Genomic DNA, 11,309 nt, shown 5'->3' on the forward strand with positions numbered 1-11,309 from the left:
TTTCTGGGGTTCTTCGCCTGGTACCGAGGCCTCGGCATCGGCCCCGTTTCCACAGTGAGCCAAGTACAGCTCGTGCAACCGATCATGAGCCTCACCTGGGCTGCGGTGCTGATAGGCGAGACTGTCACATCCGTCACTGTTATCGGCGCCGGCGTCGTCATCTCCTGCGCCGCAGTCGCGGTCAATTCAAGGATGTCGCAGATACCGGCCGGCAAAACACCTGCAGGGCGCCCAGCTGCTGTGCACCGCTCGGCCACAAAGAGGAAGTAGGTTATTCACAGTGACGACATTTCTGCCCATCATTATCTTCTTCGTTGCCGGGGCTGCTACCCCAGGGCCGAACAACACCATCGCGATGGCAGCGGGGGCGAACTATGGATTCAAACGCACCATTCCTTGCATAGCAGGGGTGAATGTAGGTTTTCCTGTCATGCTCATCCTGGTCGGGCTCGGGCTGGGAGGCGCTCTCACCCAATGGCCGTGGGCACTCGATGTCCTGCGCCCCATTGGCGTGCTCTATCTCCTGTGGCTCGCCTGGCATATTGCCACGGCGCCGACCGATGTCACAGCACGCGGGCAGGGCAAACCACCAGGCTTCACACAAATGGCACTTTTCCAGTTCGTCAATCCCAAGGCCTGGACACTTGTGGTCGCGGCCGTATCCACCTATACCGGGTTCTGGAACTCGTTCTTCGCGGAAGTTCTGATCATCTCAGCGTTAGCCCTCATCTTCGGTACCCCTTGCACCGTCTCATGGACTTTGCTTGGAGTAGGCGCTGGAAAAGTGATCTCCAAAGCGTCCCATATGCGAGTGTTCAATGTGGTCATGGCGCTGCTGCTGGTGGCTTCGCTGATTCCTGCCTTGGGGCAGATCTGGGAATCAGCTCAACCGCTGCTTAGCTGATCTCTTGGGCCATTCTCCGGGCGGTGTCAACGAGTGATACCCGGTCAAGACTGTCGATCTCTGCGGGAGTGAACCAGGCAACGTCGTCGGTGGATCCGTCTTGTTCCACAGTGAGTTCGCCGCCAATGATGCGGGCACGGTAGACGATCCGCAGGTTCTGCAGCGGGATCCCCTCCCGTCCAGAGGTTGGTGTGCGCCGATCACCTGGAATGACGAGATTGTCGATCCCCAGCAGCTCAGTCACGTGAACCCGGTAGCCGGATTCTTCGAAGACTTCGCGCACCACAGCGTCAGCGGGATCTTCTCCGGGATCGATTCCCCCACCTGGCATGGTCCATCCGGACCCGAACCCCTGCTCCATCCAATGCGGGAGCAGCATTCGTTTCTGATCGTCAGTAATCACAGCGTAGGCGGAGATGCGAATATCCATAGCTGTGACGGTATCAGCGGGATAAGCGGCTTGCCGGGCGGAACGACGACGCCCTCTGCGGAACCGAAGGCGTGGTGCTGCCCCGGCTGCCGAGCGGGTACCAGTGAGAGTGAGTCCATTGCTGAGCACGACCAACAGGATCCCAGACCAGGCAATCAGGGGCAGCTGCTGATTGAGCAGAAGCAGGCCGATAATTCCCGCGAAAAGCGGATGCAGGGACATGCCCACTCCGAAGATCAGCGGACTCACGTGGCGCAGCACCACAAGGTCGAAAGCATAAGGAATTGCCGTGGCCAGCAGACCTGCCACACATGCGAAGAGGTATGCCTCCGGGGGCGGCTGCGCATGCCAGATGATCACGACCAGAATCGGCAGCATTCCCAGAGAGGAGAGGACGGTCGCAGCCGCGGTGCCCTGGACTCCTTTGACTCGGCGGCCCACCACGCGGTTCGTGAGAATATAGCCGGCCCAGCACATTGCTGCGATCAGCGCGACGCCGATTCCTAAGAAATCAGTGGTGGGGCTGGGCTGGGTGAGCAGCATGACGCCCAACATGGCTAGAGCCACTCCCACAAAGTCTCTCCCTCGACGGGATGACCAGGCGGCTACGGCCAAGGGGCCCAGAAATTCGATAGTCACCGCGGTACCAAGCCCTACTCGGTCAATTGCGGTGTAGAGGGCTGCATTCATGACAGCGAAGAAGAATGCCAGCAGGGCGACTGCTCTCCATTGCGCGCCAGTGAAGCTTCGCAGTTTAGGGCGAGCAATGGCGCACAACACAAGAGCGGCGGCTATCTGGCGGATTGCCACGACACCAAGGGGACCCAATGTGCCGAATGCGAAGGACCCCACGGCTGCGCCGCTCTGGGTACTCAGTGCACTCGTAGCTATGAGGGAAAATCCGCGGCCCTTGCGTCCCTTGATCCAACTGCTCATAGCAGCATTCTCTGATGTCACGCGCGGACTCACTAATGCGCGCCCAGTACCTCATATACGCTTAACGCATGAAGTGGGGCCTCCGACATATTCACTGTTTGGTAGCAATCTCAGATACGGGGAGCATCACCGACGCGGCGATAGCCCTGGGTATTTCTCAGCCGCAGGCGTCGCGAATACTCCGCTCCTTAGAAAGGGCCTGGGGTGTGACTTTGGTGAACCGGGCCGCTCGCAAGACGGTTCTGACCGAACAAGGTCGTCGAGCAGTCGAACAGGGGCGGCACCTTCTGACTTTCGCAGAGTCTTTGGAGTCAACTGCCCGTGGAGAACGGCTCATGCGCTTAGGGTATGTCTCCTCGGCGGCGGGGCGCTATACACCGTCGTTGCAACGGAGATGGAGAGAGTCTGTGCCAGGAATTGATCTGCGACTCATTCACGCCAAGGGTCCTCTGGCCGGCCTGGCTGAAGGTCTGACTGATGTTGCCGTACTTCGCAGAACTCCGGATCCCGCCAAGTATCGCAGTACGGTGGTAGGCACCGAAGGCCTCATGGCGGCCTGCGCGGACAACGACCTCTGGGGGCGGCGCCGGAAGCTCACACTGGAGGCCTTTGCGGGACGTCCGCTGGTAGTCAACACTCAGTCTGACCTGGAAATGGACCTGTGGCCTGTTGGAGTCGGCCCCCTAAGGGCGTTCGACGTTGACAGCGTGGACCATTGGCTAGACGCGATCGCAGCGGGCCGTGGCGTAGGCGTCGCGACCCGAGCCACCGCAGATCAACACCGCCCGATTGGTCTGCGGTATGTGCCCATCGCGGATGTGCCAGACATTGAGGTCCGCCTGTGTTGGCCTCGGGGGCAGGCGATCAGTGGTCTGGACACGCTGGAGGACATTTTTCGGAGTCTCTACTCCTGATGGTTTCCCTGACGGGCTCCGCAGCTCACCAGGACACTCGCACCTGCGGAGCACCTTCACTGTTCCACTGAAAAAGAGCAAGATGCCACAGCCCGGGCTGTTTCCGACTGGGATCAATTACACCGTGAGCTCCGAGCACGTCGAGTCGCCTGCGGACTGCCCATGGCCGGGGCTGACCGCCTTCGGCGACGACCTCTTGCCACGGTGCGGTGGCATCGGCGCGCTTCACCCCAGCTAAGCGGCAGGCCGCTTCATCTCGAAGGTCAAGTATCTGATCAGCCTGGACCTCAACCTCAATAATGTGCAGCTGCGGTGAGCGCGCATCACTATGAGCAATCATCGCCGCCTGTACGCCTTCGACGGAGGAGCTCAGATACAAAGCCGGAACGTGGGGCGGCGAGTAACGGCCGGGTTGCTGAGAGCCGGAGAGCGCAGCCACTTGATGTGCTGGATGAACTGCCCGGTAGAAGGATCCCGACACCTGGCAGAAAAACTGCCCGCTTCTGACCACCACTGGTCCTGTTTCCATGAGCCCAGATTACCGGGCTCGGCGTTGGGCAGCAGCGGTCCACCAGGCGCCAGCGATGATGGTGGCGCAACCGATCAGCTGCCAGGCCGTGGGGGCATCTCGGAACAGAAGAAACCCTAAGATGATGGCGAAAATCGGGCCTGTGAGCATCAGCGTGCTCGCCATGACTTCATTGAGGCCGGTCATGGCAATGTTGAAGCATAGGTACACCACCACTTGTCCGATGAAGGCAAGAGCCAGCAGCCACAACCAGTCCGGGGCTTGGGTCGGGACCTCGAACCGTCCCGAGACGACGGCGCCGAGTCCTGCGGTCACTCCTGATGTGAGACAGACAATGCTGAGCACGGTGAAGGGAGCAGGGCGCAGAGTCGTGGGGGCAGTGCGGCGGATGATCGCCAAATACGTGGCGTACCCTGCCCCGGCAATCAATCCTGCCACGACGCCGAACAGGTTGAGTTCGGCGTCGCCAAATGCTCCCGCTGCTAGAGCTACACCGGCGACCATCACGGGCACGATGAACACCAGCTGTTTCATGGGGCGAGTCCCCTCGAGGACCCAGGCAATGAGTGGCAGAAACACGATCTGCATATTGATCAGGACCGTGGCCAGCCCGGGACCGATAAGCCCAATGGAGGTGTTGTAGAAGCTGTAGTCAATACCGATGGCGACGCCGCCCACCATCGCACCTATGACGGTGGCTCTGGGCAGCGCCTGCTTGTGATCCACCCGCCGCAGCTCCCACACCACGAATGGGAGGAGCATCGGGACTGCCAAGAGACACCGGAACGCGGCGACGGTCATAGGCTCAGCGTCGAGATTGAAGATGATGGAGGCGGAACCGGCCATGGCTATGCTGCCAAGCAGCATCAGCATCACACCGCGGGCAGGAGTTATCACCTGCACAGTGTAGAGCTGGGTGGCGCCGCTATCTGAAACGGCGAAGGCGTAGCGAGTTCCCCACCACACTCAGCGACGACAGCACCATTGCAGCACCCGCCAACATCGGGTTGAGCAGACCTGCTGCGGCAAGGGGGATTGCGGCCGTGTTGTAGAGAAAAGCCCAGAAGAGATTCTCGCGAATGGTCCGCAAGGTTCGCCGGGAGAGCCGTACTGCGTCAGCTGCGGAGCGGAGGTCACCACGGATAATTGTGATATCAGCTGCAGCGATGGCGACATCAGTACCGGTGCCCATGGCGATGCCCAGCTCTGCCTGCGCCAGGGCGGCGGCGTCGTTGACGCCGTCTCCGATCATGGCCACAGTCTTGCCTTCGGACTGCAGGGCTCTGATCGTCGCCACCTTGTCCTCTGGAAGTGCTTCTGCCACAACGCTCGTGATACCCACCTCATCGGCAACTCGATGAGCGGCTCCTGCGTTGTCGCCAGTCAGCAGGAGCGGTTCCATACCCAGTCTCACCAGTTGCTCGATGGCCTCGGCGGAGGTCTCCTTCACCGTGTCCGAGACAGTGATGACACCGGCGAATACTCCGTCAATCGCCACCAGCACCGCTGTACTGCCGCGCGACTCTGCTTCGGTGACGAGATTCTGCACTTCGCTGGGCAGCTCTACGCCAGCGGTTCCCATGAGTCTGCGTTTACCGATGAGAACCCGGTGACCGCTTACCTCCCCAGAGACTCCGGTGCCCGCGTAATTGCGAAAATTCTCCGGCTGAGGAAGCGAGCCGCTGCGGGACCCAAGGGACTCCCGGGCGGCGTTGGTGATCGCATGCGCCACGGGGTGCTCCGAGGCAGACTCAAGGCTTCCCGCCAGTCGCAACAGTTCGGTGTCTTCGTACTCCCCGCCCCATTGGCGGGCCGATAACAGCGAGGTGAGCTGCATGGCTCCTGTGGTGACGGTCCCGGTCTTGTCCAGCACTACGGCGTCGATCCCGGTGGAGGCTTCCAGCACCTCGGGCCCCTTGATGAGGATTCCTTGCTGCGCTCCTCGGCCCGTTCCGACCAGTAGTGCTGTGGGAGTCGCGAGCCCCAACGCGCAGGGGCAGGCGATGATCAACACCGCAACGGCCGCGGTGAAAGCGGCCTCGGCTGGTGCCCCAAAGAATAACCAGGCACCCAGCGTGATGAGCGTGATGACAAGAACAATGGGAACGAAAACACCAGAAATCTTGTCCGCCAGTCGCTGGACTTCTGCTTTCCCAGACTGCGCCTCTTCTACCAGTTTGGCCATCTGAGCCAACTGCGTATCCGCTCCGATCCTCGTCGCGCGAACTACAAGCCGCCCGGAGGCGTTGATGGTCGCCCCGACCACCGAATCACCCTCAGCAACTTCTACAGGTACCGACTCTCCCGTCAGCATGGACATATCGACTGCTGAAGCACCCGAGATGACCACCGCGTCCGTCGCGATCTTCTCGCCGGGGCGTATGACGAACTCATCGCCCACAGTCAGTTCCTTGACCGGGATCCTCACTTCACGGTCGTTCCTCAGGACCGCGACATCTTTAGCGCCCAAATTTACGAGTGATCGCAGTGCTTCTCCGGCAGAGGCCTTGGAACGCTTTTCGAAGTAGCGTCCCAAGAGCAGAAATGTGGTCACCGCAGTGGCCACTTCGAAATACACATTGGCGGAGCCCATGGAATGACCTGACATCCAATAGGGCTCATCAAAGAGGGAGAAGCTGTGCCTCATCGAGGGGTCCCCCGCGTGCCCGAAGGACAGGGCGTACAGGGACCATCCGAGAGCAGCCAGGGTACCGACCGAGATCAACGTATCCATTGTGGCAGTCCCGTACCGCGCATTAAGCACCGCCGCACGGTGAAACGGCCATCCCGCCCAGAGAACGACGGGAAGGCTCAAGACCAGGGATATCCATGTCCAATAGTCGAACTGGGTAGCCGGCACCATGGCCCAGACCACAACCGGGATAGTGAGGATGCCTGACACGATCAGCCTGGTGCGAAGGATACGGAGGTCGCGGGCGCCGACGCTGGTGCTTTCCTCGTCGTCGGGCTCCGGTGGAACTTCTGCCGTGTATCCGGTCTTCTGAACCGTGGTGATGAGTTGATTGACGAGTTGTTGACGATCGTCGAAGTTTTCGGCGCTCACCCAAGCTTTCTCGGTGGCGTAATTGACATTAGCCGTCACACCGTCGAGCTTGTTGAGTTTCTTCTCCACTCGCTGCGCGCAAGCGGCACAGGTCATGCCGCCGATGGCGAGCTCGATTCGTTCGGACTCGGCATCGCCGGAACGTCGGGGCGGGAGTGTTTGGGTCAACGGACGCGCTCTGCGGGGTATCCCGCTTCTTCAACGGCTTCGACGATTGTGGCATCTGGGATTTCCACGCCGTCGGCGATGCTGACTGTCAGTGAGCCCGTCGGGGCTGAGACTTGAACTTTTTCGATACCAATCAGTTCAGCGAGCTCACCACGGATTGCCGCTTCACAGTGGTCACAGGTCATTCCAGTCACGGTGTACTTTCGTGTTTCAGCCATAGTCCTCACAACACAGTTTGCGGCTCTCATCTTCCCGGTCTTGTGGAACAGGAAAGCGGCCTGGCAGCGCAGTCTGCACAAGTGGTCGCTGCCAGGCCGCCCTTTACTTCCCTGACCCGGCAGGCGCATCAATGATGCGCACACGCTCCGAACTCAGGGCCCCATCGCACCTGTGAAGGGGGTCCTGAGAGACGATCAGTGGTCATGATCGTCCTCGTCATCATCGTGATCATGGTCGTGATCATGATCATCATCGTCGTCGTGATCGTGATCGTCATGGTGATCGTCGTCATGATCGTGGTCGTCATGATCGTGACCATGGTCCTCGCCGTCGTGATCATGATCATCGTCGTGGTCATCGTCGTACTCGTCGGAGACACCTTCGACGGGGCGTCCTTCAACAACAACGATCTCGTTCGGCACGAAGTCGAGGTCACCGGTGACGATGACTTCGCCTTCGGTGAGATCGACGATGTGGATCTGCTGCGCGTCAGGATCGGTGACGTAGACCAGGTCGCCGCTAGTGCGGATCGCCGGGCGTGGTTCCTGCCATTCTTCGGGCTCGGTCCACTCGTCCAGGATCTGCAGGTGATCCAGGTGTTCGCCGGTCTCCTCATCAATGATGTGAAGCTGTCCGTCTTCGGTCAGAACCAGCGCTTCACCGTCGGGACCGCGCTGCAGGTTGCGGAAGTTGTACGGAGAGTCGACGCTGGAAGTGGTGATCTCACCGGACTCTGCGTTGACCAGCGCCACCTCGGTCATGGGCTCTTCGCCGTCCTCACCGGTGCGGTAATCACCGAGGAAGATGGGGGAACCTTCAGCGGGGAAGAGATTGCCGATGCGGGAGAACTCTTCACCCGTATCGATTTTCTCGAAGTCATCTCCATCCCACACAAGGACTCCGTCCTCGCAGCCTACAGCGATGATGCCCTCAGGACCGGCAGCTTCGCCGTGAACTCCGGGGCATTCCTCATTGCGAGCAACCTCTTCACCATCAGCGTCGATGAATCGCGCACCTGATCGGTCTTCCAGTGTTTCGAACCGGGAACCATCGTCGAGGACCACGGCGACCCCGTGGTGAGCACCTTCGGTTTCTGCAGACTCCGTTTCAATCTCGGACTCAGCATCAAGGTCTTCCAAATCGAACCAGTGGTACTCGCCGGACCCGTCGAAGAAGACGGTTCCGATACCGTCATGAGCCACGACGTGGGCTGGGGTGTCCCCGTCAACGGTGATGTCCGTCAGGAGCGGGTCGGTGGTGTAGTAGTGGTTGTGCTCGCCATGAGGCTCGCCCCAGGTGCCGGCGTCAAGCAGCCGGAAGCTGTCGCCCTCTGTCAGGAATGCATGACGGCCGTCGCCGGCCCCATTGACGCGGAGGAAGCCCTCAGCGTCAAAGTCACCAACAACTTCAGTGCTGACACCGTCCAGGACTGCAACTCCGCCGTCATAGGTGACCACTAGACGCGGCTGCGGACCTCCAGCCTCGTGGCTCTCGCGATCAGAGGGCTCGATGGCGTCCTCTTCGGCGTCGTCCCCGTCTTCAGTATCTTGGTCGGCACTATTGTCATCCGTCTCAACTGCCTCGGTATCGCCATCCTCAGGCTCCTCAGCGTCTCCGTTGTCATCCGCGCATGCGGAGAGCGCCAAGGCTGATATCAGGGCAAGTGAAGTAAGCGTACTCATCTTTGTGTTCATGTGAATTATTATCAACAGCGATAAGGCTCAATTGCAAATCGTTCGCAATTGAGTGAAGTTCTCCGCTGAGGACCCGCGATTCAGTTGACAGCCTGCTCCAATGCGTCAATCTGAGCGCTGAGGACTTCCTGCACCTCACCTGAATCCATCTCACCTTCTCCGACGAAGAAGACATGATTGTGACCGAGACTGGCCCCACCCATATGCACCTCCTCAGAATCACCAACCATGGTCATGTTCACTGTGAATCCGTCCAGATCCTTATAGGGCTCGATTCCTACGTGCAGAAGCGACTCTTCACCAATTGATGTGCCGCACTCCCGTACTATGGCGTCGTAGTAGCCCGTAAAGAGGTCCTGCTCCTGAGGAGTGCTGGCTAGAAACATGTACGCATCGGAGCCCTGCACCCCCAGCGGAAGCACGACCATATGATCAACATCCTCGTCGATGGCATCGAAGGCCTCGACAGCATCCAGGCAGGGCTCGGAAACTCCCAAGCCATCAAGAGTGAAGTTCTTCGTGAGACTTCCATCGTTCCCGGGCCCAGTGACCACAAGACCTTCGCTGGTGATGCGCAGATCCTCCAGCTCATCCGCCGTGGCGTCCAAATACGCATCCTCAAGCAGTCGAGGATTGAGTTCCCAGCCCACAGGAAGCTCATCCACGTCCACTAGAACGTCAAGGAATGCGGCTCCGCCCATCGGCACATCGACAGTCCACGCTCTGGAGCCAACGTCGTCGCGAATGTCTCGTTCATGCTCGGCTGCAAACTGACCTTCCTCCTCCGCATCGGACAGGACACGGACAAGCTCCTGGAGCCGACCGTTGGCATCAAGCTCCGATGCGAGCTCTTGCATAAAGGCCTCGAAGAACTTCTCTTCGATCGACACATCGACATCCGGATTAGCCTGAGCTGAGGCAGGTGCGGCACCCAGGGCCAGCCCCACGGCTGCACACCCGGCCACACACGCGGCCACCGCCCGAATCCGAGCGACTCGGGCCATTGCGGGAGTTCCTGATTGAGACTTGTACATGGTCTACACCTTCCAAATATTTGCTCTAGCAAACGCTTACATTGCTACTGTAAACACTTGTGTTTGCTATTGCAACCATTGCCGGTTCTCTGCCGATGCGTATGACAGGGAAGATTCCGCATAGTGAGAAGCAGGACATGCTGGGTTCACACGGCCGATAAAGCTGAGTAACCGCAGAGTTCTACGCTGATCAGCGAGGAGGTGGACGATGGCTGAGCTGGCTGAGGACGTACTAGGCGATGACCACTATCTGTGTGTCCGCACTCCCCGCGGCACAGTGGAGATCATTGGAAGTGTTGTGCACCTTCCTGGATCTGATCCTGTTCGCCTGGCACCGGGGCCTATGTCTGTGATGCGCGCGCTGGTCAAGGCCCAGGGGGCTGTCATTTCACGGGAACGGCTGCTGTGGGTACTACCTGACTGCGGGTCAGTGCATGGACTCGAAATGTGGATCTCGCGCCTACGCCAATCGCTGCCTAACCCAGACACTGTGCAGACTGTCGTCAAACGCGGATACCGGCTCGCCCTCTGAAGACCCGGACTCAATCCGTCACTCTTAGGCCCTCCGCGCACTGACGAATGGTCAATGCGGTGTGCGGACGTAGCTGAGGTCGAAGATGCGTCGTCCCGCCTCGAGTGCCTTGTACTCAAAATCGGTGACCACACGGGCTGCGAACCTCGGTGCCCATCCGCCCTCAGTATCGAGGGCATCTTCGAGCGGCAGCGGCTGTGTTTCTTTGCCCAGGCTTGCAGCGTCGAGGTCCCCCAGCCGAACCTGGGTCAGGGGAGAAAATTCTCCCGCGCGCTGCCCGCTATGAGGATTCCGAAAGCGGTCGGATGCACCAATCACCTCCCGCATCTGCACAGCGTAGTCTGACCAGTCCGTCGCCAAGCGCCAGACTCCGGTCGGAGCAATAACTCGCGCAGCTTTGTCCACGAACGGCGGTTGGATGAGCCGACGTTTCTTGTGCTTGGACTTATGCCAAGGGTCGGGAAAGAAGATCCAGAGTTCGGAGACTATGTCTGCCGGCAGGAGCTTATCCATGACTTCAACGGCGTCCAGGCAGGCCACGCGGACATTGGACAGTCCTTCTCTGCGTACACGCGCTGCGAGTTGCGCAGCACCGGGACGGTATACCTCGATGGCGAGAAAGTCAGTTTCGGGGTTCGCTGCCGCAGCTGCTGCAATCGCCTCTCCGGAGCCGGAACCGATCTCAACGATGAGCGGAGCGGTGCGGCCGAACTCAGCTCGCCAGTCGATGCTGAACCCCTGCGCCACTGCGGTGTCCCGTTCGCCGTGGGGGACATCAAGCAGTTCTTGTCCCAGTGACGCCTCCCAGGCTCGTTGATAGCTTGGTTTCAGGCGGTTGCTTCGCCGGACAAAGGACAAAGGCTTGCGGTAATGCTTCTCAGACAT

The 11,309-nt window shown here is 59.8% G+C and carries 12 protein-coding genes; 4 read left to right on the top strand and 8 right to left on the bottom strand.

What is annotated here, in order from left to right; all coding sequences use genetic code 11:
* Together FEF26_RS01930 and FEF26_RS01935 are read left to right on the top strand one after the other, a co-directional pair.
* A partial coding sequence (locus FEF26_RS01930) for a DMT family transporter (protein WP_138251857.1) occupies window positions 1-270 on the top strand: 270 nt, incomplete at its 5' end.
* A 10-nt stretch (window positions 271-280) separates the two neighbouring features.
* Window positions 281-904 (top strand): LysE family translocator, encoded by a 624-nt coding sequence (locus FEF26_RS01935; protein ID WP_138251858.1) that lies wholly within the window; start codon window positions 281-283, stop codon window positions 902-904.
* Here FEF26_RS01935 and FEF26_RS16305 read toward each other — a convergent pair.
* Window positions 897-2,270: an NUDIX domain-containing protein gene (locus FEF26_RS16305; protein WP_138251859.1), complete on the bottom strand. Its 1,374-nt coding sequence runs from the start codon at window positions 2,268-2,270 to the stop codon at window positions 897-899. The two genes, FEF26_RS01935 and FEF26_RS16305, sit on opposite strands and share 8 nt — an antisense overlap.
* Before the next feature lie 68 nt (window positions 2,271-2,338).
* On the opposite strand from FEF26_RS16305, the gene FEF26_RS01945 reads away from it, so the two are divergent.
* Window positions 2,339-3,184 (top strand): LysR family transcriptional regulator, encoded by an 846-nt coding sequence (locus FEF26_RS01945; protein WP_138251860.1) that lies wholly within the window; start codon window positions 2,339-2,341, stop codon window positions 3,182-3,184.
* A gap of 25 nt (window positions 3,185-3,209) precedes the next feature.
* Here FEF26_RS01945 and FEF26_RS01950 read toward each other — a convergent pair whose 3' ends face one another.
* The 6 genes from FEF26_RS01950 to FEF26_RS01975 all read right to left on the bottom strand — a co-directional run bounded on the left by FEF26_RS01950 (window position 3,210) and on the right by FEF26_RS01975 (window position 9,862).
* Window positions 3,210-3,713, bottom strand: a complete 504-nt coding sequence (locus FEF26_RS01950; protein WP_138251861.1) for an RES family NAD+ phosphorylase — start codon at window positions 3,711-3,713, stop codon at window positions 3,210-3,212.
* A 9-nt stretch (window positions 3,714-3,722) separates the two neighbouring features.
* Entirely contained in the window at window positions 3,723-4,610 is an 888-nt protein-coding gene (locus FEF26_RS01955; RefSeq protein WP_138251862.1) for a DMT family transporter, read from the bottom strand.
* 28 nt (window positions 4,611-4,638) lie between these two features.
* Complete coding sequence (locus FEF26_RS01960; RefSeq protein ID WP_138251960.1) at window positions 4,639-6,873, bottom strand: heavy metal translocating P-type ATPase; 2,235 nt, start codon at window positions 6,871-6,873, stop codon at window positions 4,639-4,641.
* A gap of 68 nt (window positions 6,874-6,941) precedes the next feature.
* Entirely contained in the window at window positions 6,942-7,163 is a 222-nt protein-coding gene (locus tag FEF26_RS01965; RefSeq protein ID WP_138251863.1) for a heavy-metal-associated domain-containing protein, read from the bottom strand.
* A gap of 195 nt (window positions 7,164-7,358) precedes the next feature.
* A complete protein-coding gene (locus FEF26_RS01970; protein WP_208012821.1) occupies window positions 7,359-8,858 on the bottom strand; it encodes a hypothetical protein in 1,500 nt (499 codons plus the stop codon).
* A gap of 80 nt (window positions 8,859-8,938) precedes the next feature.
* Window positions 8,939-9,862 carry a hypothetical protein gene (locus tag FEF26_RS01975; protein WP_138251864.1) on the bottom strand — a complete coding sequence of 308 codons (924 nt, stop codon included), beginning with the start codon at window positions 9,860-9,862 and terminating at the stop codon, window positions 8,939-8,941.
* A gap of 238 nt (window positions 9,863-10,100) precedes the next feature.
* On the opposite strand from FEF26_RS01975, the gene FEF26_RS01980 reads away from it, so the two are divergent.
* Window positions 10,101-10,424 carry a winged helix-turn-helix domain-containing protein gene (locus FEF26_RS01980; protein WP_138251865.1) on the top strand — a complete coding sequence of 108 codons (324 nt, stop codon included), beginning with the start codon at window positions 10,101-10,103 and terminating at the stop codon, window positions 10,422-10,424.
* 51 nt (window positions 10,425-10,475) lie between these two features.
* Here FEF26_RS01980 and trmB read toward each other — a convergent pair whose 3' ends face one another.
* Window positions 10,476-11,309 carry a tRNA (guanosine(46)-N7)-methyltransferase TrmB gene (trmB, locus tag FEF26_RS01985; protein WP_138251866.1) on the bottom strand — a complete coding sequence of 278 codons (834 nt, stop codon included), beginning with the start codon at window positions 11,307-11,309 and terminating at the stop codon, window positions 10,476-10,478.

Source organism: Nesterenkonia salmonea, from assembly GCF_005771525.1.
Taxonomy (GTDB): domain Bacteria; phylum Actinomycetota; class Actinomycetes; order Actinomycetales; family Micrococcaceae; genus Nesterenkonia; species Nesterenkonia salmonea.

Excerpts from the sequence above, each read along its gene's own strand:
- FEF26_RS01960 (WP_138251960.1), bottom strand. The coding sequence starts at position 6,873 with ATGACCTGTGCCGCTTGCGCGCAGCGAGTGGAGAAGAAACTCAACAAG.
- FEF26_RS01950 (WP_138251861.1), bottom strand. The coding sequence starts at position 3,713 with ATGGAAACAGGACCAGTGGTGGTCAGAAGCGGGCAGTTTTTCTGCCAG.
- FEF26_RS01965 (WP_138251863.1), bottom strand. The coding sequence starts at position 7,163 with ATGGCTGAAACACGAAAGTACACCGTGACTGGAATGACCTGTGACCAC.
- FEF26_RS01980 (WP_138251865.1), top strand. The coding sequence starts at position 10,101 with ATGGCTGAGCTGGCTGAGGACGTACTAGGCGATGACCACTATCTGTGT.
- FEF26_RS16305 (WP_138251859.1), bottom strand. The coding sequence starts at position 2,270 with ATGAGCAGTTGGATCAAGGGACGCAAGGGCCGCGGATTTTCCCTCATA.
- FEF26_RS01945 (WP_138251860.1), top strand. The coding sequence starts at position 2,339 with ATGAAGTGGGGCCTCCGACATATTCACTGTTTGGTAGCAATCTCAGAT.
- trmB (WP_138251866.1), bottom strand. The coding sequence starts at position 11,309 with ATGTCTGAGAAGCATTACCGCAAGCCTTTGTCCTTTGTCCGGCGAAGC.
- FEF26_RS01970 (WP_208012821.1), bottom strand. The coding sequence starts at position 8,858 with ATGAACACAAAGATGAGTACGCTTACTTCACTTGCCCTGATATCAGCC.
- FEF26_RS01975 (WP_138251864.1), bottom strand. The coding sequence starts at position 9,862 with ATGGCCCGAGTCGCTCGGATTCGGGCGGTGGCCGCGTGTGTGGCCGGG.